Raw genomic sequence first — 25,469 nt, 5'->3', positions numbered from 1 at the left:
GGCGTGCCTGGCCCAACGACGGCACTTGGCCGTCTGCCGATCGCCTGCTGTTCATGATTGCTGATGCGCGGCACCCATCGCCTTATCCGGCGGGGTCTGTCGCAGACTCAGTCCTCGTCCGACTGCTCGGGTATGCCCTCGGCCAGGGATGCGAGAATTTCTTCTTCGGTCCTGGCACGGGCCCTGATGAGTCGATCCTGGGGCCGGTCTTCGCTTACATAATAAAGGCAGGCGTCGATGGTCGACAGGCCGATACCCTCCAAGCGTGACAGGAGCAGCCGGTAGAAGTCCAGCTGGACCAGACGGCGGTTGGTCGACTCCTCTCCGTGCGGTCGGGCACCGGTCTTCCAGTCCACGATGGTGTAGCGCAGATCCGGGCGATCAGGGTCCAGTCCGCCTGCGAAGACGGCATCCAACTTGCCCTTGACGATTTGGCCTGCCAGGACCGCCACGATGGGCCGTTCCACCCAGACGGGAGTGCGCTGGGCCCAGTCAGACTCAGCCAGCCGTTGCTCCCAGGTCAGCAGACGGGCCTGCACGGGATCGGCCTGGGAATCCAGGGACTCCCGCTCCTGGTCAAGCCCGGCCAGCATGCGGGCCCGCTCGGCCATGGCCCCGGGACCCAGCGGACCATCGAGCAGATTCGGCGATTCCGCCTGATCGGGCAGGTCCACCAGTCCTTGAGGGTCGGAAATTTCGGGCAGGATGAAGCGCCTGGCCCAGTCATGGAAGCGGGTGCCTGCCTCGGCCTGCGGGGAGGCCACCTGAGGTATGGGTCTGACCAGCCCCTGCCAGTAATCCCTCTCCATCTTGGGGTCGCCCCCTGCCGAACCAGCCTGAATTGCGGTGACGCTGCTAGCCCCGTGCCCCAGGATCCGTCGGCCGGTGCGCCGCAGCAGATCCAGATCCGTGAGCAGCTGGTCATCGGCGACACCCAGGCGGCCGGTGCTGACCTGCAGGACGCGGATCGCATTGGCGTAGAGCCCGTCATCGCCCTCCTCATCAACTGCGGGCTCGCCCGGTTCCCCGGCGCGCACCCAAGCGGCCGAACGATCCAGGGCTTGGCGTGTGCGCGCACTCAGCATCGGAGGCCAAAGCGCCTGGTCACGTTCGCCGTCGCGGGCGGCGACTTGATCCACTTCTTCCAGGGCGCGGTCGACAATGGCTTGGCGGTAGGACTGGGCGTTCTCACCGACAAAGAGCCCCAAGGGCGGCGTTGGTTCGCCCTCCTGCGCATCCTCTGCCTGCTCCAGCTTGACCGCATCGGGCTCTTCCTGGAAGAGCTCCACCAGCTCGGTCCAGAAGTTGGAGGCCTTATCCGGGTCCGGAGCCGGCGTGTTCAAAGCGGCAGTCTCCGTCTGGGAATCCTGGCTGAAGGTCAGCAGCAGATCATGCCGGGCCCTGGTCGCCGCCACATAGATCAGCCGCCGCTCGTCGTCTAGCAGCCGACGGCCGTACTGTTCGCGCTGAGAGGGGGCGATGGCATCGGCCCGGACCGGGCGCGCCTGGTCGTCCAGCCCGCTCTCCCGAGACAGGCCCATGGCCTCCTCCTCCAGGCCCGCAAGATCAAGCCGACCCAGCAGGTCTTCAGGGTCAGCTCCCAGTTGGGCATCGTGAGGAAAGCGGGGCAGAATCATGGCATCAGCCCGCACTGGTACCGGCACGGACTCGGGATCGACCAGCCAGGTACGGGCCGTGCAGTTGTACTGGTAGACCGGGCCATCCGGGGATTGGACCACCGGCTGATCCGAGGCGGGCTTGACCGTGAGCCGGTCGCCCTGGCTGCTGGGGAAGGCTCCACGCTTGAGCCCGACAACCGCCACAGCATCCCACTCCAGACCCTTGGCCTGGTGAACGGTCATCAGGGCCACATCGGCCTGCCGGTCGTCCCCGTCAGTGGGCATTTCGGGACTCTGGTCCAGGGAGGACAGCCAGGAGACGAACCCGCGTAGGCTGGGCCCCAGACCCTGGGGCAGCTCGGACAGGTAGACATCCACCTGATCCAGCAGGGCCTGGATGCCTACCTTGGCCTGGCTGGGCTCCAGAGGACGCTGGGGATTGGCCAGGGAACGAGACAAGACCAGGTCCACGTCCAGATCCAAGGCACGGATGGCGGCGATGACCACCTGGCGCAGGGGGGCCGAGGACTCGGCCTGGACCTGGCAGATGACCCGGGCAGCCTCGGCGGCCAGAACCCTTCCCCTGGCGGAGAGTCCGGAGCCCTTCAAGAGGTCTGGCAGGTCGTCGCGCAGGAGCAGGTCCACCAGGAAGACATCGTTGGGAACCTGGTCACGGTAACGGTGCAGATCCTCACGACGGCGGCGCGGATCGGGGTCGGACTCGACCAGGCCGGCACGAACCAGGGCCCGGTACTGGCTGTCCTCGTTGACCTTGGCGGCCAGGGAGGCCAGAGCGCTCAGATCGGCCGCATCCATGCCGAACCGGGCCGAAGCCAGCAGACGCATCAGGGAATCACTGTCGGTATGGTCGCAGATCAGGGAGAGCAGGGCCCGCAGATCCATGACCTCGGGTCGATCAAAGAGGGAGGAGTACCCGACGACCTGGCAGCTCAGCCCTGCAGCCTCCATGGCCTCGCGGTACCTGGGCAGGGCGGCCTTGGAGCGGAAGAGAACAGCCACGTGCGGCGAGTCACCGTGATTGCCATAGAGTTCGCGTGCCTTGAGAGCGAACCTGACCACCCCATCGATCTCCTGGCCTCCGGTGCTGTAGCCCAGGAGGCCCACGGTACCCGGGTCGGCATCCTCACGGGGACGGAGCCTGGCCACGTCCACCTCGCGCAGTTCCGCTTCGGACCGGCTCTCCTGGCCCCGATTGCGCAGGGGGACGGTCAGCTGGTTGGCGGCCTTGAGTACCCAACTGGAGTTGCGGAAGGTGCGCGACAGGGTCAGCGGATCCTGGTCCTGCGAGCGCCCAAAGGCCGTCACGCCAGACAAGGGACCATTGCCGGAGGCGGGTCGGTCGGCCAACATGCCGAACTGGGCCTGGAAGGTGCGGAAGGCCCCGGGACTGGCCCCACGCCAGGCATAGATGGACTGGAAGGGATCACCCACGGCGGTCACGGCGGACCTGCCGGGAGCCTGGTCCGCACTCCCCTGATCCTCCTGTCGATTTTGCGGGTGGAAGATGGCCGCTAGAAGCAGCGCCTGGGTGGTGGAGGTGTCCTGGTATTCGTCCAGAAAAACGTGGCTGTAGCGGCGACGCAGCTGGGCGCTGATGGAGGGGAAACGCTCGACCAGCTGGAAGGCGGCCAGGGTGAAGTCGCCGAACTCGGCCATGTTGGCCTGACGCTTGGCCCGCTGGTAGTCCTGGACCAGGGTCAGCAGCTTCTCTCGTGTCAGAACGGCCCGCCGCATGGCGTCCACCCGGTAGAGGCGAATGCTCTGTCGGGTGTCTCGAAAAGCCTCGATTTTGCCTTGATAGTGCTCGTCGGTCTCCTTCTTGCTCCGCTTGGGCGGCGTCTTGCCGGCTCTGGGCTCGGTGTCCGGCACGGGCTGGTCGCCGATCAGCTGGTCCGCGCGATCCACAAAGGCGCGGTCCCAGGCACGGATCCGCTCCACAGCCTGGTCGAAATCAGGGCAGTCGCTGCTGATCATGGAGGTGGTCACCGCCCCGGTCAGCCCCAGGACCCGGTTGACGGTCGTCGAGAAGGTCGCAGAGCCCAGGTCGTCGGATTCGCCATCCTGCACCGAGGAGCCAGCAGGAAAGATCAGATCCAGATGCTCGGCAACCACCTGTGAGGCCAGCTGGTAGGCTCCCGCCGAACTCAGGGGACGGGTGTCCTGATCCATGCCCACCAGCAGGCCGTACTGGCGCACGATGGACTGGAAGAAGGCGTCATAGGTGGACACGGTCGGCTTGAGAAAATTGCGTTCGGGATCCACGCCCGAGGTGCCTCTGCCCTGGTCGCGTCGGATGACCGCCGCCCCCACCCTGGACTGGAGTTCGGATGCGGCCTTGCGGGTGAAGGTCAACCCCAGAATCTGCTCGGAGGGCACTCCCCGACGGATCAGGGCGATGATCCGGCTGGTCATGGTCATGGTCTTGCCCGAGCCGGCGCCAGCCACCACCAGAAGGTCCTCATTGACATCCGCATCGACAATGGCGGACTGTTCGGCAGTCTGCTTCATTCCTGATCCTCCAGTAGATTGGGCGCCACCAGTTGCCATGCCTGACATTCCTGGCCATTGCCGGCCCGATGGCAACGGGCAGGGTCGAAGACCGCGTCATCCCGGCCAGCCGTCAGCTTGACCCCGGCAGCGAAGAAGACCCTGGCTATCATGGTCAGCCCCCATACAGCCTGGGAGGAGACCCGGGCGGCTCGGACCATGCCCCACAGGTCCGCATCCACCCCAGGCGGCACCTGATCAGGCAGATCCGCAGGCTCGGCCTTGGACTTGAGCGGTGAGGGCATGCCGGTTCTGGGCTGAGCGACAGTGACCAGCCTGTCATGCTCGAACAGTGGCGGTTGGTAGGCCATCTCCTCCCTGCGCAGCCCTGTTTGTGCATCCTTGGGCGGGGCCTGCAGCTGCAGGAGCAGGGACTGGCTCAGCTTCATCCCCTCGGTCCTGTCCAGATCGGGGGCCTGGGGCGAGCTCCAGGCCGCCCCCACCTCCGGGCTGCTGCCGGGCGTGGACGGGAAGGCCAGTCCCAGCTGATAGCAGACCAGCTGCAGGTCGTTGAAGAGCTGCCCCTGGGTATAGGGGACCCTGCCGGTCTTGTAGTCCACCAGCCGCAGACGGATGCCCTCGGGCAGAGACCTGACCTCCAGACGGTCAATGCGGCCGGTCAGCCGGACCGTCGTCCGGGCATCCAGGGCTGCCGGGAAGCCGTCGACCAGGCCGGACATCAGGGCGAAGAGCCCATCGGCATCCAAAGGCCTGTCGGGGAAGGTGGCTTTCCAAACAGGAACCAGGTCCTCCAGAGACAGGCTGACGTCGAAGGAGCGCTCGCTTTGGACCCCCAGCAAATCGCCGACCGGGACCGGGCTCTTGCCCCCCAGACCGTATTCGGAATCCGATGAGCGGACGAAATAAGAGGCCAGGTTATCCAGGATGGACTCCACCCGGCTCCTGCGACCACGCTGGTCATAGAGTTCGTCGGGGTCCCGCAGGCGCTGTTCCTGAGGGGCCAGTTCCTGGTAGATGTCCAGGAGCGCATCCCGCACCTGCTGCTGGCGGACGTCCGGATCACCCTGGCCGGGACGGTCCAAGCCCTGGGCTGTGCCCTCGCTGGCCACCTTGTGAATCAGGGAACCGAACTCCGTGGGCACCCTTGACGGGGAGGGACCGGAGAACTGGTCACCCAGGGCCCACTCCAGGGGGCAGTTCCAGATGGCATCGACCGCTGAGGGCGAAAGGAGGACCACCTGGCGGTCGGACCGGTGCTCATGGCGGTGCTCACGACCCTGGTCACGGTTTTGTGTTTGATCCGCCTGCCCGGTTTGATGGACGGAAGCATGTGCAGAACGAGGGGCATGATCCCTTTCAGTAACCGAGGCGACACCTGTAGCGGCGCCCACGGCCCTTGACTCGGCGGCCTGTGCAGTATGAACTTCTTCCCCCGAGGCCGGTTCAGCAGCGCCCTCCTGGTCATGGTCATAGAGGAAGGGCCAATGCCCGGGATCAGCTGAATCCTGGCCCTGGTCGGCCAGCAGCCGCAGGGCTTGCACGGCATCGTCCACTCGTTCACGGTCGACTTGATCTTCCGGGAGCAGCGCCTGGACAGCCAGGATGGACCGGGCGGCCGCCGTCAGGCCCCTAGCAGACACCTCCAGCCCTCCGTAGCGCTCACTGCCGCCTGAACCAGCACCGACCATACTGAACTCGGCCTGGCTCATATCGGCGGTGCGCGGATAGCGTTCAGGCAGATAGCCGTAGAGGAAGTCCGATGGAACCAGGTCATCGTTCCAGACCGCACTGATGCGTACCTGGGTCCGGGCCCGGGTCAACGCCTCCAGAAAACCCTTCTTCTCGGCGTAGAGGATGGAGCGCAGGGCAGGATCGTGGCTGAGCGTGTCCGCCAGGGGGTCGCCGATGCGGTCGTGCAGGACCAGGTCGGCCAGCTCCTCGGCTCCGAACATGGTGTCGCGGGGGATCAGATTGGGCCAGACCCCGTCCTGGACGGCGGGCAGCCAGACCAGGGGCCAGTCGGTGGCTAGGGCGGCAGCGCCGGCGGGTGTGGTCAGAGTGACGGCGTGCTCGATGGGCCCGATCCGTGCAAGGGAGTCGGCCTCGATCTGCATGGTGCGCACCTGGTCCATGAAGGCCTCGACCGTGGGGAAGCGACGAGAGCCAGCCGCGTACTGGAAGAGCCGCATGAGCGCGTCCAGACGGTCGTTGGCCTCCTCCCCCTCCTGGGTGGCCATCAGGGCTCGCCGCTGCCAGTCATCGGCCAGGTTCAGGCTCCGCCAGGCCTCCCAGAGCACGTATTGGGGCTGGCGATCCTCCAGGGCGCTGATGCGGGTGGCGGTCAGATGCAGAACCTGCAGGGCCTTGTCCAGGACCTGAACGTCAGGGTCCTCCCGGCGACCTCCGGCGATGGCGGTCATGGCCTCCAGAATGATTCCCGAGGATCGGTCATCCGGATCCAGCACCAGCAGGGTCTCCAGGGCTTGAACCGACAGAATGGCTGGCTGTTGAGCACCCCGGTCTCCCAGATCCACCGGCTGGTCCGGGGCCGAGGCGGTGGAGAAGGGACCAGACCCGTCCCCTGGCTCGACGGAATCGTGCCTGGTCAACAGGGAGTCATCGACGCTGATGCCGGATGAACGGTCCCTTTGAACCCGCCGCTCGGCCAGGTCCTCGACCCAGGTCTGCCAGGCCTGTCCCAGGAGCGGCAGGTCCTTCAAGGAGCCCGATGAGTCCGGGTCGCTCCCCTGCTGGCCGGACAGGGGGGCCAATGCGGCCATGGTCTCCATGATGGACTCCAGGCGTTCCATCCTGACGGGACGCTCTGCGCGAGCGGCGGTGGCGGGAACACGGAAGAGCGGCCCAGCCATCAGGGTGCGCAGGCGCGAACGGATCCAGGCGGCCACCTGCGCAGGATCATCCGGGTCGCTTCCGGCGGCACCAGGGTCCAGCACCGATTGGGCCAGCTCGACCAGGGCGAAGAGACCCTGGATGGCGGGCCCCTGGCTGAGCGGACGGGTCACCGAGGAGAAGCGTACCGGCACACCCTGAACGCGTAGCTTGCGGCCCAGGGTACGCAGGGTCATGTTGTCGTGGGCGATGACGGCCATGTCGTTCCAGTCACGCTGATTGGCCAGAAACTCATGCTTGATCTGCCAAACCAGGTCATCGTCCTCCTGGTCGGGGGTGTGGAAGAGCCTGGTCTGTACGCTGCCATCACGGATAAGACTGTCGCCATCGGTCAAGGGTGCCACAGGTCCGGCACCGGGCCAGGCAGGCAGCTTGCCGGGTCTGTCGGGCAGGGGGGTGTCGTTCTCTTCGACCCCGGCGATGCCCAGGCTGACCCTGGCAGCCACCAGATCGGCGTAGGAACCTGGAGCCGCCGGGTCGGAATCCCGGCCGCTTTCGGTATGCTCTGCAACTGCTTCCGGAACCACCATTCTCCGGGGTTTCAGGGTCACGGTGGCGGCGCCCAGGCAGGCGAAGTCCTGGGCCAGCAGGGGGGCGGCGGCGCCTGGCATGGGCTTGGACAAGGCCGTCAGGCGAGTGGCCAGAAATTCCGGATAGGAGCCACGGAAGGACTGGACCGACTGGTCGGGATTGCCTACCAGAAGGAGTCGGCAGCCAGCCTGGTTCAAGCCCTGCAACAGGCCCATCCCGGCCAGGGTGATGTCCTGCCAGTCGTCCACGACCAGCAGGTCTGGCAGGTCGTCATCGGCCAGACCGTCCAGACTGCGGGAGGCTTCGACCATGAGCATGGAGGGGTCCAGACGGAATTCGTCCGGGTAGCTCTCGGTGATGCTCTGGCGGTACTCATCCTCCAAGGCGAAGGCCAGCCGCCACTGCAGGCCCAACCGGTCGCGGCGGTCGGGATCCATGGGTTGGACGGCCAGGGCATCCAGAAGCTGGTCACGGTCATCCCTGTCCAAGCCCAATTCCGTCATGCGGGCGAACATGTCCCGCAGCTGGGCGATGAACCTGTCCGCGACCCCTACGACCCGTCCCTGGTCATCGCCAACCAGGACGGAGGACCAGCCCGCCCCGTTGCGGAAGTAGCGTTCCAGAAGTCGGCAGACCGCACAGTCGTCCCCGGCCTGTACATGCTCCAGATGGACGGTCATGACCTGCCTGAGCAGGGCATCCTCCTCGGCACCATTGAGCAGCCTGGGCAGAAGCGGATCGTGGCCCCCCTGGGCCAGCCGGGACCGTGTCAGCAGACGGAAGGCCAGGGCTTGCAGGGTACCCACCGGTCGTGTGCGGTCGGACCTGCCCCGCTTCAGAATGACCTGGCGGCTGACCTGGTCGGCCGCGGTCCGACCAGACACAGCCATGCTGGCACCGTCGCCAAACTGCTCCATACCGGCCAGCAGAGCCCGGGTAGCCAGCCTGGTCTTGCCGCTGCGGGGAGGACCAGCCACCACCAGGGCCCGGGTGGGCCGGCCCTCCCCGTTCTGGAGCCGATCGCCGATAAGGGCGCGGACCGGTTCCATGGCCTCTTGCGGATCCACCGGTGGCTGCTTGCTCATAGCTACAAGAATAGGGTCCGGCATGGTCCATCTACAGGCCCCGAAACCCGCTGGTCCGGAACCGCCCGCAGGAGGCTCAATCGATGCCTGATCGGGAACGGCGTGCTGTTATCGTGGATAGCAGTTTCCAGGCAGTCCTTAGGAGGTGATGTCCCTTGCAGCAGAATGGTTCCCAGCCCCAGCGCCCAGGTGCGGTTCCAGCCATGGACGATGCGCCAGCGCTGCCCGGGCTGCGGCTTATTCGTCCCTTGGACCTGGGGGGCACCGCCGCCGTCTACCTGTACGAGCAGGAGGGGCTCAACCGACCTGTGGCGGTCAAGGTGGCCCTCCAAGGCAGCATGGACCGGCAGACCCATCAGCTCTTTCTGCGGGAGGCCAAGACCCTGGCCAAGCTCTCCACCCACCCCTGCATCCTGAGCATTTACCAGGCGCTGGTCAGCGATGACGGACGGGATTGTCTGGTGCTCGAATATGCTCCAGGCGGCAGCTGCAAGGCCATCATGCTCAATGGAGGCATGGATCAGGAAGGCGTGCTGGACCTGGGAGTGCGCATGGCCTCGGCCCTCTACTGCGCCCATGAACGCGGAATCCTGCACCGGGACGTCAAACCCAGCAACTTTCTGATCACCGACCAGGGCCTACCCGTCCTGGCCGACTTCGGGATCTCCTCGGGCATCTATGGAGGCGAACGGGCCGGCGGCCTTTCCATACCCTGGGCGGCTCCAGAGGTCCTGGCCAACCGCTCGGGAGGATCCGAGGCCAGCGACATCTACTCCCTGGGTGCCTCGCTCTTCGGCATGCTGGCCGGCCGCTCCCCCTACGAGTACGCCTACCGGGCCAGGGATGAGGATCACCTGGCACAGCTGATTCTGAGAGCTGAGACCCCGGTTCTGCACATGGGTGAGGCCTCTCCTATGCTGGTTGCGGTTCTGGAGAAGGCCATGGCCCATGACCGGGACGACCGCTACTACTCGGCCTTGGAGTTCGGCCGCGCCCTTCAGGAGGTCCAGCAACAGCTCTACGGCCATGCGACGCCCTTCATCGGTGAGGGAATTGACCCCTATCCCAAGGCGGATGTACGCCCGCACGCCCATACCGGAGCCATTGCGAGCGGGACGGAGAACAAGGAGTCCGGTCACTCCTGGACCGGGACAGGGACCAGTTCCGAATCGCGTCTGCAACCAGACAGGGAGGCGGTCGCTGACCATGGAGACAGCCAAGCCAGGCGGTTTCCTGGCGGCCGCCGCCTGATTCTTCTGGCGTCGATCCTCGCTGCCGTCCTGGCCGTTGCCTTGGTCTGGGTCTTGGTTGTCGGCCTGCCAAACGGATCCGAGCGAGGTTCACAGCCGACTACAGGAGCCTCCCAGATCCAAACCCAGCAGGCGCAGTCCCCGGACCCGACGGATTCGAGTGGCCCCCAGGATCTGCAGGAGGGCGCGGTTCCCTCGCCCACCCAAGGTCAGGGCCGTTACCAGGGCACCACGGCAGTTTTCACCTGGACCAATCCCGATCCAAAACCGGGAGACAGCTACGTTTGGCATCCCCTGGACCAAGGTGGCAACGACGACCGTGGCCGCAGCGTGCAGACCCGACAGCCGACCGCCCGCATCGACGATCCACAGGGGGGCCAGACTTGCATCACCGTCACCCTGGTGCGGGCCGACCGCAGCATGTCCCAGGAACCGACCATCATCTGCGCTGTTCAGTAACATTCGGTGGACGAATTTTCACATTCGACCACCCCGACTTTCACAGACCGACAAGCCCTTGCAAACCAGCTAAAATCAGTCCTCAGAGAGAGCATTGACGGCGGTCCGGGACGAGTTAAGAAGCTAAGCCTGTGTGGCAGGACAGGAAAGGAACCCAGGGGATTATGGACTTGCAGGGAGGATTCCTGCGGATGCGCCGGGCCGGGCTGCGCCTGCGGCATGCTCTGGCTGTCCGCGCCAAGAACCCTGCCGCCATCCTGGCCGTCACGCTGACGGCGCTGGTCCTGCTCATCCTGGGCGTCTTATTCGTGCATGGGGTGGACCGCCGTGCCGTTCAGGTGGATGACGGCAGCATCTGGATCACCTCCCAGAACGAGCGCAAGGTCGCCCGGTTCAAGCCCGACATCGGAGAGGCGGACGTGGCCCTGTCGACGGGCACCGACCACTTCGACCTGGCCCAAAGCGGATACGCAGTCATCCTGGGCCGGGAGGAAGGCATGGCACCCATAGCGGCCTCCACCGCCACCTTGGGGGACACCACGCGTTCGGATGCCAGGGTTCAGCGGATGGTCAACGGACCCACACTGGCTCTCTTCCAAGCACGGACCGGCAAAATCTGGGTGGGCCGGGCCGCTTCGCCGGGAGATCTGGACCCGCAGCGGCGGGACCCTGTGCTGACCCTGGGCTCCGGGGCATCCGTCACCGTGGATGCCTCCGGAGCCGTCTACGCCTACCGGCCCTCGGACGGGGTCGTGTTGAGGATCGACGGACCAGACTCCCGGGCCCACCGTGAACTGGACTCCCTGACAAACCACACCCCCGTCCGGGCCACTGCCTTCAGCGTCATCGACGGAAGGCCCGTTCTTTTGGCTGGCGACCGGCTTTACTGGCCCCAGGGATCCATCCGGATACCGCACCAGGGAGACCTGCAACTCCAATCCACTCCAGTGGATATGGACCGCCAGGGGCCCTGGGTGGGCCTGACCGATCAGGAAAGCGTCCACCTAGTTGATCTGGATCACCCCAGAAACAAGGTTGAGACTGTAGGCACCGGCGGCAGCGGTCAACCCGCTCAACCGGTCTCCTCTGGTGGATGCCTTTGGACGGCCTGGGCCTCCTCGGGGAACAATTTCCTGCGACTGTGCGCAACAGGGACAGCCATGCCGCAGGTTCGGTCACCGCAGCCGCGTCCCTCCACCCTGGAGGCCATCAACCCCACCTCGGATCTGGTCTTCCGAGCCAACCACCGGAGGGTCATCCTCAACGACGTACTGACCGGCGATGTCTGGAACCCCCGAACCTCCACCAAGGTGATTCGGCCGCAGTGGCAGACCATGGAGGTCAAGCACACGGACAGGACCGATCAGCGCCAGGACTCGGCTGACAATCGTCAGCGGTTCGCGGCCACCTGTCGATCAGGATCCCAACCCATCCAGGCCGAGGACGACAGTCTGGGCATTCGAGCCGGATCCAGAGCCCTGCTGGATCCCCTGCGTAACGATCACCAGACCGACTGCTCGGTTCTGCGAATCGAGGATGCGCGCAGCTCACAGGGCAACCTTCGCCTGACCCCGGTCATGAACGGCCGCTACCTGCAGGTGGATGCCACCGACGCACCTGTCGGCCGGGCCCGGATCAACTACTCCATCACCGACGGACGCGGCCAGGTCTCCTCGGCTGGCATCGACCTCAACATTGCCCCGGCCAAGTTGGACCGGGGCGATCAGGCACCGGTCCAGAACGATACCCCTCCCGAGTACGAGGTGGAGCAGGGAGCCACAACCACCGTCAACGCCCTGGCCGGCTTCGAGGATCCCGACGGGGACCCCCTGACCCTGGCCGGTGCCGAGTCCGTCAATTCGGATCGGATATCCCTGTCCACCAGGGCTGACGGACAGCTGACCATGAGTGCCGGATCGGCCACCTCCGGTCGGCTGGCAGTCAAGGTGACTGTTTCAGACGGAGTCATGCGCGGTCAGGGACTCATCTATTTCACCATTAGACCCGTCAACACCTTGGCTCCACTGGTCGATCCGGTCATTCGCCAGGCCACTGTCGGCCGAGAGGCCACCGTGGACCTGAGCAAGAGCGTACACGCCAATGCCGCTCAGCCCCTCCGCCTGATCCGGGTCGATAAGCCCGACGGAATCCAGGTAAAGGTCAACGCCGAGAGCCTTTCCTTCACTGCCACCGCCGCCAACCCGGGCACCTATTACGTGCCCTACCGGGTGGCCCAGGGTGACCGGGAGACCCAAGGGCTGGTCAGGCTGGAGGTAGAACACGACCATGGCGGATCCGCGCTGCCGGTTCCTGTCAACGATGTAGCCCTGCTGGGGACCGACCAGACCGCCATCGTCGATCCGCTCGACAACGACCTGGATCCCATGGGCGGAGTGCTGGCCCTGACCGATGTGCGGGTGGATCCGGACTCCGGCATCAAGGCTGGCATCGTGGACCACCGCCGGGTCTACCTGTCTGCCAGAAAAATCCCCACACGGCCGCTGAGCATTGCCTACACAGTTGCCAACGCCAGCGGCAGCGCCCAGGGAACCATCGTCCTGCAGCCTCCCTCCCTGAGCAGGGCAGCCTCAGCGCCCAAGGCCCCGAATCTGACGGTAGGGGTTCGCTCATCGGGCCTGGTCACGGTTTCGGTCATGGACAAGGTCACCCACGCTGACGGGACCAGCGTCACCCTGGACCAGCAGCTGACTACGGATCAGCGGGTCTTTGCGGGCCTGGCCTTCGTATCCGGGGATACGGTCAGATATCAGGCCAGCGAGCGCACCGGGGACTTCCCGGCCACCTATACGGTCAGGGACGATCTGGGCAACGCGGCCTCAGGCATCATCACCTTCCGGGTGCATGCCTCCGACCCGGCCAGCAAGCCCGCGCCTACACCCAAGGATCTGCGGGCCCAGGTGGCTGCCGGAACCAAGGTGCGCATCCCCGTCCCCTTGACCGGTATCGACCCGGACGGAGACTGCGACACCCTGTCCGGCTTGGGCAACCAGGCACCCAGGCTGGGCAGGATCGTCAAAGCCGGTGCCGACTACCTGATCTATGAGGCCTATCCCGACTCGCATGGCACTGACGAGTTCACCTACGCCGTGGAGGACTGGATGGGGCAGCGCGCCCAGGCACACGTGCGCATCGGCGTCTTCCCCGACTCCTCGGTAACCGGGGTCTTCGCCCGGGACGACAAGGTCAGACTACGGCCCGGGACCGTGGCCGACGTGCCGGTTCTGCTCAACGACATCTCTGGGAATGATGACTCCTTGAGTCTGGACCCCCACCTGGAGCGCCAGGGCCTGGACCAAGCCAGCGTAAAGGACGACATGATCCGGCTGACCGCCCCCTCACAGCCAGGCACCTCCTATCTGGTCTACCGGGCTCACAACCGGGCAGGGCTGAGCGACCAGGCCACCCTGACCGTGGTCTCGGATCCCCAGGCCCCCATCCAGCCGCCCATAGCCCAGGATTACCAGGTGGCTCCCGAGGATACGGTGGACAAGCGCAGCGTGGAAGTCAATCTGGCCGACTCCATCAGCAATCCATCCGGTACGCTCGATGACCTGCGCCTGGGGATTCATCCCGGGGCCAAGGCCCACGCCAGGACCGTAGGTGAAGCCGGCTCCACCAAGCTGGTCATCGACCTGACCGACCAGGCCAGGGCCGTACCCTACACCGTCACCAACACCCGGTACAAGATCACCTCAATGGCCTTTGTGAAGGTCCCCGCCTATGGTGTATTCCCTCCGGCCCTAAGACCACGCGCTCCGGCCCTCAAAGTGCGGGCTGGTCAGAGCATCACCATCGACATCGCCGATCAGGTCAGGGTGGGCGCAGGCAAGACCGCACGGATCACCTCCCGCCAGTCCGTTTCCGCCACCAAGTCCGACGGGTCCGACCCCTATGTGGACGAGCACACCCTGAGGTTCACCGCCGCCAAGGACTATGCCGGTCCAGCCTCATTGACCTTTGCCGTCCGTGATGGGGATCCAGGCGGCCAGGCCATCGTCAACGAGTCGGTGCTGACCCTGCCCATCACCGTGACAGGCGGCAGAGCATCACCGCCAGTCCTCTCGGCACCGGTCATCGATCTGGTGGCCGGGGAGCCAGCACAGACCATCTCCCTGCCTGCCATGACCCGTTGGCCTCAGGGAAGCGACCCGGCAGACAGCACATTCTCTTCCGGGGACCCCCAGGGGCCGATCCATGCCAAGCTGAGTCCTCGAGGCCAGCTGAACGTGTCCGCTGACAAGACCGCGACACCTGGCACCAAGGCCACCCTGCCGGTAACCATCACCGGTTCATCCGGCCAGGTGCGTACGGTCCTGACCTTCCGCATCGTCGCCACCACCCGGCCTCTGGCTTCGGTCCCCTCACGCCAGGTGGGGCTCAAAGCCGGTCAGAGTCTGGAATTGAACCTATTCGACGATGCCCTCAATCCCTTCCCCGACACCCCGCTGCGCGTGGTCGGCCTGGTCAGCGACGACACCTCACGTCTGACAGCCAACAACCTGGGCGACGGGAGGATCGCCATCAAAGCCGATCGTGACATCGGCGCCTCCACCAATACCATTCTGGCCACGGTCGAGGATGGCAGCCGGGATCCGGGCCGCCGGGTGAGCGCCACCATCACCGTGGGCATCATCGACCGCCCTCAGGCCCCCAGAATGCTGGCGGGCGCGGCCCAGGCAGGCGACGGAACGGTTCTGCTGGCCTGGGAGCCGGGTGCAGCCAACGGCAGTCCGGTGGACGAGTATCTAGTCTCCTACACCTCATCGGCAGGCTCGGGACAACGCTCCTGCGGCAATACCGTCACCTGCCGGGTCGACGGGTTGGCCAACGGCCATGACTACTCCTTCACTGTCCAAGCCCATAACCAGGTGGGCTGGTCCCCCGCCTCCTCGCCGGCGGCAGCCAGGCCAGACGCACTCCCCGGAGGCGTGCAGGCACTGACTGTGGACGGCGGCAGCAAGGAAACCCTGACCGTCACCTGGCGTCCGCCAGAGAATCATGGCTCACCCATCCAGGGCTATACGGTCCACGGGGAGGGTTCCGGCTGCGGTTCGCCACGATGGCGGTCGGCCACCTCCACCAAGGCGGTCTTCGATGTGGGTCATGACGAGTCCGGAGACACCTGCACAGTGAGCGTGACCCCAGTCAATATGGCCGGATCAGGACCTGTGGCCTCAGCCTCTGGAACCACCTGGTCGCACCCGGATCCGCCTGCATTCCAGACTCTGGAGTACCAAGGCAAGGATCAGGTCAAGCTGGTCCTGAACCCTGGTGCCGAACACGGCCGACCCTGCGCAGACATCCAGGTGAGCATCGATGGCCTAGACCCCGGCAAGGCTTCCTGGACCCTGCCATGCGGTCAGCCGGAGGTCAGTGATGTCATCACCCTGCCCGCCGGATCAGTCAAACCTGGTGCCAGGCTGAACTTCCGGGCGGTAGCTCGCATCCGTGGAGTGGGATCCGAAGGCCATTCGCCCGCCGCCACCAAGGAGCTGACCCTGCCCGAGGATGCCGACAAACCAAGCGACAAGACCCTTACCCGTCAGGGGTCCCTCAGCAGACAAGGATGAATGACCATGGATGATCGAAGCGCACAGGAACCCATCCAGCAGGACGGCACCATCCCGGATGACGCGACCAGGAGGAGTACCCCCAAGGCCGCCCGCGAGGCAAGCAAGGAAGGCCGACGGATCCCCGCCGACCGACTGGATGTACTCAAGCGACAGCGCCAGGCCCTCATGGCCGGTCTGGGGCAGCAGGAATCTGACTCGGCGGCGAACGACGACCGGACCAGGCCCGGCCGCATCCCCGTGGCTGCCGGACAAGAAATGAATCAGAAATCCGGGACGGAATCTGCCCCATCGGACCGCACCATGGTGGAAGACGGGACTATCCCCAGTCATCAGCCAGTCCGTGACCTGTTCTCCCGGTCGTCCTCAGCTCCTACAGGGCCTGACCTCGTCGACGCCACCGATCAATCCCGTCACCCACAGCTGGAGCGCACCTCAGTTCCCAGATACGAAGTCGAGACCGGGCAGAACCAACGGCCTCCCACCGAAGCAGGAGGTCATGCAGCAGAGACCAGGCAGCAGCGACGTTCAGGCCATGCCAGAGGCAACAGCCAGGCCGCCCTGGATGTGTCGACCTTCGCCAACCTCTTCCGCTCCATCGTGGACAACGTCGGCCAGGCGGTGCTGGGCAAGGAGGAAACCGTCGCCTTATGTGTCACCGCCCTGATCGCGGGAGGCCATGTGCTCCTGGAAGACAATCCGGGCACTGGCAAGACCCAGCTGTCACGCGCCCTGGCTGCCTCCATCGCCGTGGACTGCAAGCGGATCCAGTTCACCCCGGACCTGCTGCCCTCCGACCTGCTGGGTGTGACCTTCTATGACCAGGCTCAAGGACAATTCTCCTTCCGGCCCGGCCCGGTCTTTGCTTCCCTGGTTCTGGCCGACGAGATCAACCGAGCCTCCCCCAAGACCCAGTCGGCCCTGCTGGAGGTCATGGAGGAGGGCCAGGTGACCGTGGATGGCCGCACCTACCGCCTCCCTCGGCCGTTCATGGTGATGGCCACTCAGAATCCCATCGAACAGCTGGGCACCTATGCCCTGCCCGAAGCTCAGATGGACCGCTTCCTGATCCGCACCTCGCTTGGGGCGCCTGGACACGATGCCAGCATGCGTATTCTTGAAGAGGCCGACATCCGCGACCGGGCAGGCCTGGTGGAACCGGTGGTCGATGCCGCCCAGGTGGAGGCCATGGCTGCCTGCGCCTCCAAGGTTTTCTGTGATTCCTCCATCATGGAATACGTCATCCACATCATCGAAGCCACACGGCACAGTCCCGCCATCCGGGTCGGCTCCTCCATCAGAGGCGGGCTGGCTCTGGTCCGTTGTGCCAGGATCCGGGCCTGCGCCCAGGGCCGCGACTACGTGATCCCCGATGATGTCAAGAAACTGGTCGACCCCATCCTGGCCCACCGGCTGATCCTGACCTCCCAGAGCAGGCTGGCGGACATGGATGAACACCAGGCGCTGGCCGAAGCCCTGGCCAAGGTCCCCGTCCCCACAGGAGAGCAGTGAGCCATGACCGCCTTCGCCAGCCGAACTGCCCCGAAAGCTAGACCGGCATCCTCGGCAGGATCCGAACAGAGCCTGCGATCCCGGGCCGCCGACCTATGGCAGTCGATCACTGCCCTGGGCCGGGCTATGGCTCTGGCCACGCTTCTGTGCGCTCTGGCCTTCGCCCCTACAGGCTGGCGTGAACTGCTGGCGAGCGCTCTGCTGGGCGTGGGCATGCTCCTACTGGGGTTGTTGATGAGCCTGGGCAACCTGTCCTGTAACGCTGAAACGAGCCTGGACCAAGGCCATCTGGAGGTGGGTGGCCAGGCCGAGCTGATCCTGGTGCTGACCAACCCAGGCAGCCGCTCCACCCGCCGCGGCCGAATCGGCCTGGCCCTAGGCCAAGGAACCGTCATGGCACCCCTGCCAGCCCTGGCACCCGGTCAGAGTCACCAGATCCGCTTGAAACTGGAGGCCAGATCCCGTGGCGTGATTGACCTAGGCCCGGTGACCATGGAGGCTGGGGATCCGCTGGGACTCATCCGTCGCCGCCGAATTCTGACCGGCGCCCGCAAACTCTATATCCATCCCCGCACGGTGGCACTGCCGCCCCTCGAAGCCGGGCTGGAGCGCGATCTGGAGGGGAACCCTGGCCCCGGCATTGTCGACGACGATCTGGAATTCCATGCCCTACGCCCCTACGTTCCGGGCGACGACATAAAACGGGTTCACTGGTTATCCACCGCCCGGGCCGGCACCCTGATGGTCCGCCAGTACGAGCCCACCCTGCGCACCAGAATCAAACTGATCCTGGACGGCCAGGCCACCTCCTACAGGAGCGCGGATGAGTTCGAGCTGGCAGTCGAAATCTATGCCTCTCTGGGCTGCCGATGCCTGCTTGACGGCCGTCGGCTGCAAGCGCTGGCCCCAGAACCGGACGATCCCGATGCCCATGGGATCACCACCCTGCCTACGGAGGATCCCCGAAGCTTTCTGGATGCCTGCAGCGCCATCCGCCCCCGCCAGGACAGCTACGACAAGCCCGATCTGGCTGATGCTCCCGAGCAAACCAGTCTGACCATCCTGGTGACCGGTTCGCTGGGTGACCGCCAACCCTCAGTCCTAGCGGACAGATCGGCCCAGAACGCATCCCCGGTCATGCTGCTAGCTGCTGACCTGGATGCCCATCCAAGCCTGCAGACGCAACCGGGGTTGGTCAACGCTGTTGTGGGTAACAGGAAGGACCTTCCCATCCTCATGGAGAACCAGCCATGAGCACATCCGCATCATGGATGGACCAAGCCCAGAGGGAGCCTATCCGCCTGATCGACCAATCTGGTCTGCAATCCACCGTCGACCCGACCAGGCGCCGCTCCCCCGTCATTCTGGTCGCCGCATTGGCCCCACTTGATCTGCTGGCCGGACTCCAGCTGCTGCCGGTCTATGGCAGCTTGCCCTTCTGGCTGACAGTGGGAGCCGCCGCCTGTCTGACTGGACTGCTGATCGCCATGCTCCCCCGCCGTGGGATCGCCACTGCCCTCCTGCAGCCTCTGCTGCTGATTGCCGCCCAGTTCCTGCTAGGACCTATATTCGCTCTGAACGGGACCACCCTGGCCCATGTCCTGCCCACTTGGGCAACCCTGGCACAAGGGTGGTCCGCCACCTTCGGCGCCTTCAAGACCCTGGCAGCCATCGATCCGCCCCTTGGACCGGAAGCAGGCGGACTGATGGCCCTGTGGACGCTGATGCTCTGGACCTGTTACCTGGCCGTGCTGCTGGCCCGTCATGGCCTGGGCCGCAACCTGGGACGGCCGGCGCACCCCGTGGCTGTCCTGACAGCCACCCTGCCCATTCTGGCCACCATGGCTCTGTCAGCAGCACTAGGCACCAGCAGAGGCCTCTATCCGGCGTTGACAGGTGGCATCCTCTGGCTGCTCCTGCTGATCTGGTGCGCCAGTGGGCTGGGACTGCTGCGTCTGCAGGGGCCCGCATCCGCCCTCCTGACCCTAACCCTGGCAGCCGGACTGATGCTCTCCGCTGGGCTCCTGCCCGCCCCGACCCGACTGGTCATTCGCGACCACTATCAGCCGCCCATAGACCCCTACCAGTTCACCAGCCCCTTGAGCGATTACCGCGCCTACATCAAACGCCACCGCGACGATACCCTGGTCACGGTCCGCAACCTGCCCGCTGGCACCCCAGTTCGTATGGCCGTCATGGACCGTTATGACGGCAAGGTCTGGAATCTGTCCGACTCCTCAGGTGCAGGAGCCGCCGACTACCGGCGCATCGGCGCCCAGATCCGGACAGAAACACACCAGGAGAAGGCCAAAGACACCAAATCGACCGGACGACCTTTTACAGCGACCTTCGAGATTCGAGAGGGATTCAACCACGCATGGCTGCCTTCCGCCGGACAGGTCAACGGCATCGATACGGCTAAGGGCCTGCAACGGGAGGACCTCTACTTCAACAAGGCCACAGACACTGCCCTGACCGATCAGGCCCTGCAGAAGGGGACCAGCTATACAGTGCATGGCCTGGCCGAAGATAGACCAGCAACCCGTCGCATCGCCGACAGCGATCCGGGCGATGTGCAGGTGCCTCCCCTGGCGGATGCTCCTGAGAGCCTGCCCAAGGCGGCTGCCTCCATGACCTCCATGCAGGTGCGCGGCGGTGCCAGGGCTCTGGCCATCGAGGAACGGCTGCACCGGGAGGGGTGGTTCTCCCACGGTCTGGCCGGCGACTACCCTTCGGCCTCCGGCCACGGCGACTATCGAATCAATCAACTCCTGCAGGGCCAGGCCATGGTGGGCGACAGCGAGCAATACGCCTCAGCCATGGCCCTCCTGGCACGGCAGATGGGTCTGCCATCCCGGGTGGTCTTGGGATTCCTGCCCAAGAACCGTGACGGCTCCATCAGCAGGGAACGGACCAGGACACAGGCGGACGGCAGCACCAGAATCGACTTCACAGGCCGCGATGCCCAGGCCTGGGTGGAGGTCAACCTAGAGGGTCTAGGATGGGTCCCCTTCTACCCCACGCCACCGGAGACCAAGACCCCGGACAGGTCCCTGGACTCTACGCCACCCAACCCGCGCACCCTGGTCCGCCAGCCACCGCCCCCGCTGGTCGATCCTCCCCGCGACGACCGAACCACCCAGGGTCGGACTACCGTCGGCGGACAGGAAGCATCCCGGCAGTCTTCACCCTCATTCTGGAAGCGGTACGGCCCTTTGATAGCCAAAGTGACGCTCTGGACCATGCCGGTCTGGCTGCCCGCTCTCCTGGTTCTGCTCCTGCTGGCCGTCAAGGCCTGGTTGCGCCGACGGGCCCGGTCGACCGGCGATCCGAAGACACGCATCCGCGCCGGCTGGCGACAGATCGGCAACCTGGGAAGACAGACCGGCCTGTCCCTAGAGGGCACCCGTAGCGAGCAGGCAGCCCTGATCGCCCAAACCCTGCTGACCGACCCCCCAGGGTCCTCGTCGGCTGGGCTGCGTCGGGATCTGGATCGACTGTGCAACATGGCTGATCAGGCCTCGTTCGACCGTCATCCTTCAGATGAGCAGGAGGTCGAAGACTGCTGGCAGCTAGTAGACAAGCTCCGATCCGCCATCCTGTCATCCCTGCCGCGAACCCGACGCTGGCGCACACTGCTTTCCCCTAGGCATCTGCGCTGACCTGTCTGCAACCTGGACCGCAAGAAAACAAGATGAGGGCCCGTGCAATCGCTACGATTGCACGGGCCCTCATCCTTTATCACATCCGGCAGCCGAATCCGCCAGGCCGGGTCATCCAGCCCAAGCGGATCCGCGGCTACCGGTTGTTCAGACGCTCACTGGTTGGAGTGCTGATCCTCCGAAGAGGAGAAGGTGGCCGAACCGGACTGCTGGGACGGATTCTGGGCGGAGTCACTGCCATCGGCGGCATCCGAAGATCCCGTGTTCGTGGTGGCAGCCGTCTGATCGCCGGCCTCAGCTGACGGATCCTGCACGTTGGGGGTGTCCAGATGGCTCTGGCCGCCCTGGTCGTTGAGGAAGTCGTCCGGGTTGAAGTCGTCGCCCAGCTTCAGGTCTCCGAAGTCGATGTTGGAGAAGTCCACATCGTTCAGGTCGGCGTCGCTCAGATCCACGTCGCCGCCACCCAGACCGAAGTTGGGGTAGATGGTGTCGCGGATGGCCTTGTCGGGCTCCACGGTGGCGTTGCGGTACCTGGCCAGGCCGGTGCCGGCAGGAATCAGCTTGCCGATGATCACGTTCTCCTTGAGGCCCTTCAGGTCGTCGACCTTCTGGTTCAGGGCGGCCTCGGTGAGCACGCGGGTCGTCTCCTGGAAGGAGGCGGCCGACAGCCAGGAGTCGGTGGCCAGGGAGGCCTTGGTGATGCCCATGAGCTCGGGACGTCCCGCGGCCGGCTTGCCTCCGGCCTTGACGGCCTTCATGTTGGCGGCCTTGAACTTGGCCTGGTCAACCAGCTCGCCGGGCAGCAGATCGGTGTCGCCCGAGTCGATGACCGTAACGCGGCGGAGCATCTGATGGACGATGACCTCGATGTGCTTGTCGTGGATGTCCACGCCCTGGGAGCGGTAGACCGTGTGCACCTCGTTGACGATGTTCACCTGGGCGGCGCGCGGGCCGAGGATGCGCAGGATCTTCTTGGGATCCACGGAACCCTCGATCAGCTGGGTGCCGGCCTCGACGTGCTGTCCATCCTTGACCATCATGGGCGCACGGCGGGTGACCGGGTAGGTCAGCGCCTCAACAGAGGTGTCGTCGGGGGTCAGGGTCACCTGACGGCCACGATCGGTGTCCTCCACCTTGACGGTGCCGGGGAACTCCGCGATGGGAGCCTCGCCCTTGGGGGTACGGGCCTCGAAGAGCTCGGTGACACGGGGAAGACCCTGGGTGATATCGGAGGCCGAAGCCACACCGCCGGAGTGGAAGGAACGCAGCGTCAGCTGGGTACCGGGCTCGCCGATGGACTGGGCGGCCACAATGCCCACGGCCTCGCCGACGTCCACCAGCTTGTTGGTGGCCAGGGACCAGCCGTAGCACTTGGCGCACACCCCGCGGGTGGACTCGCAGGTCAGGACCGAACGGGCCTTGACCTCCTCCACGCCGTGGGCGACCATGTCACGCAGCACATCCATGGACAGGGCATCACCGCGCTTGTAGAGCACGGTCTTGCCGTCCTTGGGGTCGATCACGTCGGCGGCCAGGAGCCTGGAGTAAGGTCCGCCGTCGGCGGCCTTGACCAGGACCAGGTTGCCCTGCTCGTCGCGCTCGGCCACCTTCATGGTCAGACCACGCATGGTGCCGCAGTCCTCCTCACGCACGATCACGTCCTGGGAGACGTCGACCAGACGACGGGTCAGGTAGCCCGACTCGGCGGTACGCAGTGCGGTGTCGGCCAGACCCTTGCGGGCGCCGTGCTGGGAGATGAAGTACTCCAGCACCGACAGGCCGTCGTGGTAGTTGGACTTGACCGGTCGGGGGATGATCTCGCCCTTGGGGTTGGCCACCAGGCCTCGCATACCGGCGATCTGGCGGATCTGCATCCAGTTGCCTCGTGCCCCGGACTGGACCATGATGTTCACGTTGTTGTCCGGAGTGAAGTGCTCCTGCATGGCGTCGGCCACCTTGTCGGTGCACTCGGTCCACAGGTTGATCAGCTCCTGACGGCGCTCCTCGTCGGTCAGCAGACCCATATCGTACTGGGAGTTGACCTTGGCGGCCTGCCCCTGGTACTCGTTGACGATCTTTTCGCGCTCGGGCGGCACCACGATGTCGGAGAAGGCCATGGTCACGCCGGACCACTGGGCCCGGGTGAAGCCCAGATCCTTCAGGGCATCCAGGGTGGCCGCGACCTGTGCGGTCGAGTACCGGGTGGCAATGTCGTCCACGATGCCTGACAACTTGCCCTTGGGCACCTGCTCGTTGATGAAGGGGTAGTCCACAGGCAGCGTCCGGTTGAACAGGACCCTCCCGTAGTTGGTGGCGAAGAGCCTGGAACCGTCCTTGAAGACCTCCTCCTTGACCACGTCGGGGCTGCCGGGCTCGGGGTCGACGACCTTGAGGTCGCCGGGCTTCCAATCCTTGGGCATGACGAAGTCAGCGGGGACTCGCAGCAGGATCTTGGCCTGCATGTCGATCTCGCCCAGGTCCAAGGCCATCCGGGCCTCGGCCAGGCTGGAGAAGATCCGGCCCTGCCCCTTGGCGCCGTCAACCACGGTGGTCAGGTAGTACAGACCCAGAATCATGTCCTGGGAGGGCATGGTGACCGTGTGGCCGTCGGCGGGCTTGAGGATGTTGTCGGAGGCCAGCATGAGCGAACGTGCCTCAGCCTGGGCCTCGGCCGACAGGGGCAGGTGAACTGCCATCTGGTCGCCGTCGAAGTCGGCGTTGAAGGCCGCGCAGGCCAACGGGGGCAGGTGGATGGCCTTGCCCTCGACCAGGATGGGTTCGAAGGCCTGGATGCCCAGACGGTGCAGCGTAGGCGCACGGTTGAGCAGGACGGGATGCTCGGAAATGACCTCCTCCAGCACGCCCCAGACCTCGGGATCGCCGCGGTCGACCAGGCGCTTGGCGCTCTTCATGTTCTGCGCGTAGTTGAGATCCACCAGCCGCTTGATGACGAAGGGCTTGAAGAGCTCCAGGGCCATGGGCTTGGGCAGACCGCACTGGTGCATGCGCAGGGAGGGACCGACCACGATCACGGAACGACCGGAGTAGTCCACACGCTTGCCCAGCAGGTTCTGACGGAAGCGGCCCTGCTTGCCCTTGAGCATGTCTGCCAGGGACTTCAGGGGACGGTTTGAGGCTCCGGTGACGGGACGGCCACGGCGGCCGTTGTCGAAGAGGGAGTCCACAGCCTCCTGGAGCATGCGCTTCTCGTTGTTGAGCATGATCTCGGGGGCGCCCAGCTCGATCAGGCGCTTGAGCCTGTTGTTGCGGTTGATGACGCGCCGGTAGAGGTCGTTCAGGTCGGAGGTGGCGAAGCGACCGCCGTCCAGCTGCACCATGGGGCGCAGATCGGGCGGAATGACCGGGACGACGTCCAGGACCATGGCCTCGGGCTTGTTGCCGGTGTTCAGGAAGGCGGAGACCACCTTGAGCCGCTTCAAGGCACGGGCCTTGCGCTGGCCGGAACCGGTGTCGATCTCGTGGCGGAGCTCCTTGGCGGCACCCTCCAGGTCGAAGTCCTGCAGACGCTTCTTGATGGCCTCGGCGCCCATGCAGCCCTCGAAGTAGTCACCGTAGCGGTCCTGCATCTCCCGCCACAGATCCACATCGCCCTCCATGTCGCCGGGCTTCAGGGTCTTGAAACGGTCGAAGACGGCGGTGATCCTCTGGATCTGGTCGTCGTAGCGCTTGCGGATGGCGGTCATGTCCCGCTCGGCCCCGTTGCGCAGACGAGCCTTCATGGAACCCTTGACTTCGTCGGTCTTCTCCAGCTCGGCCAGGTCCTCTTCCAGCTTCTTGGCGCGCTTGTCGATCTCCAGGTCGCGCTTCTTCTCCAGCTGGTTGATCTCGTTGTCGAACTCGTCCTGCAGGTCGGGCAGATCCTTGTGGCGCTGCTCCTCGTCCACCTTGGTGACCATGTAGGCCGCGAAGTAGATGACCTTCTCCAGGTCCTTGGGCGCGATGTCCAGCAGGTATCCCAGCCGGGAGGGCACACCCTTGAAGAACCAGATGTGGGTGACGGGGGCGGCCAGCTCGATGTGGCCCATACGTTCGCGGCGGACGCGGGAGCGGGTGACCTCCACGCCACAGCGCTCGCAGACGATCCCCTTGAAACGCACGCGCTTGTACTTGCCGCAGGCGCACTCCCAGTCGCGGGTGGGTCCGAAGATCTGCTCGCCGAACAGGCCGTCCTTCTCGGGCTTCAAGGTACGGTAGTTGATGGTCTCGGGCTTCTTGACCTCGCCATAGCTCCAGCCGCGGATGTCGTCGGCCGTGGCCAGTCCGATTCTCAGTTTGTCAAATGCATTGACGTCCAGCACTC

8 protein-coding genes are annotated in these 25,469 nt (G+C 65.3%); 5 read left to right on the top strand and 3 right to left on the bottom strand.

Annotated elements, in window-relative coordinates; translation table 11 throughout:
• Positions 1-107 precede the first annotated feature (107 nt).
• Both CI601_RS04430 and CI601_RS04425 read right to left on the bottom strand, forming a co-directional pair.
• Positions 108-4,148 carry an ATP-dependent DNA helicase gene (locus CI601_RS04430; RefSeq protein ID WP_259465315.1) on the bottom strand — a complete coding sequence of 1,347 codons (4,041 nt, stop codon included), beginning with the start codon at positions 4,146-4,148 and terminating at the stop codon, positions 108-110.
• Positions 4,145-8,674 carry a PD-(D/E)XK nuclease family protein gene (locus CI601_RS04425; RefSeq protein WP_183129748.1) on the bottom strand — a complete coding sequence of 1,510 codons (4,530 nt, stop codon included), beginning with the start codon at positions 8,672-8,674 and terminating at the stop codon, positions 4,145-4,147. The genes CI601_RS04430 and CI601_RS04425 overlap by 4 nt, the downstream gene beginning before the upstream one ends.
• A 155-nt stretch (positions 8,675-8,829) precedes the next feature.
• Here CI601_RS04425 and CI601_RS04420 point away from each other — a divergent pair, with 155 nt between their 5' ends.
• The 5 genes from CI601_RS04420 (at position 8,830) to CI601_RS04400 (ending at position 21,148) form a co-directional block, all read left to right on the top strand.
• Entirely contained in the window at positions 8,830-10,383 is a 1,554-nt protein-coding gene (locus CI601_RS04420; protein ID WP_121914447.1) for a serine/threonine-protein kinase, read from the top strand.
• Between the two features lie 164 nt (positions 10,384-10,547).
• Positions 10,548-15,974 carry an Ig-like domain-containing protein gene (locus tag CI601_RS04415; RefSeq protein WP_121914446.1) on the top strand — a complete coding sequence of 1,809 codons (5,427 nt, stop codon included), beginning with the start codon at positions 10,548-10,550 and terminating at the stop codon, positions 15,972-15,974.
• A 6-nt stretch (positions 15,975-15,980) separates the two neighbouring features.
• A complete protein-coding gene (locus CI601_RS04410; protein WP_259465314.1) occupies positions 15,981-17,486 on the top strand; it encodes a MoxR family ATPase in 1,506 nt (501 codons plus the stop codon).
• Positions 17,487-17,489: 3 nt separating this feature from the next.
• Positions 17,490-18,740, top strand: a complete 1,251-nt coding sequence (locus tag CI601_RS04405; RefSeq protein WP_121914445.1) for a DUF58 domain-containing protein — start codon at positions 17,490-17,492, stop codon at positions 18,738-18,740.
• The gene (locus CI601_RS04400) at positions 18,737-21,148 is read left to right on the top strand and encodes a transglutaminase family protein (protein WP_121914444.1); all 2,412 of its coding nucleotides are present in this window, start codon (positions 18,737-18,739) and stop codon (positions 21,146-21,148) included. Before CI601_RS04405 ends, CI601_RS04400 begins: the two co-directional genes overlap by 4 nt.
• A 155-nt stretch (positions 21,149-21,303) precedes the next feature.
• On the opposite strand, the gene CI601_RS04395 is transcribed toward CI601_RS04400, so the two are convergent.
• On the bottom strand, positions 21,304-25,467 hold the full coding sequence (locus CI601_RS04395; protein WP_121914443.1) for a DNA-directed RNA polymerase subunit beta': 4,164 nt from the start codon (positions 25,465-25,467) through the stop codon (positions 21,304-21,306).
• Positions 25,468-25,469: the final 2 nt, after the last annotated feature.

It is taken from the genome of Bifidobacterium sp. wkB344, assembly GCF_003688305.1.
GTDB lineage: Bacteria > Actinomycetota > Actinomycetes > Actinomycetales > Bifidobacteriaceae > Bombiscardovia > Bombiscardovia mizhiensis.
This window is presented reverse-complemented; position numbering and strand designations above follow the sequence as displayed.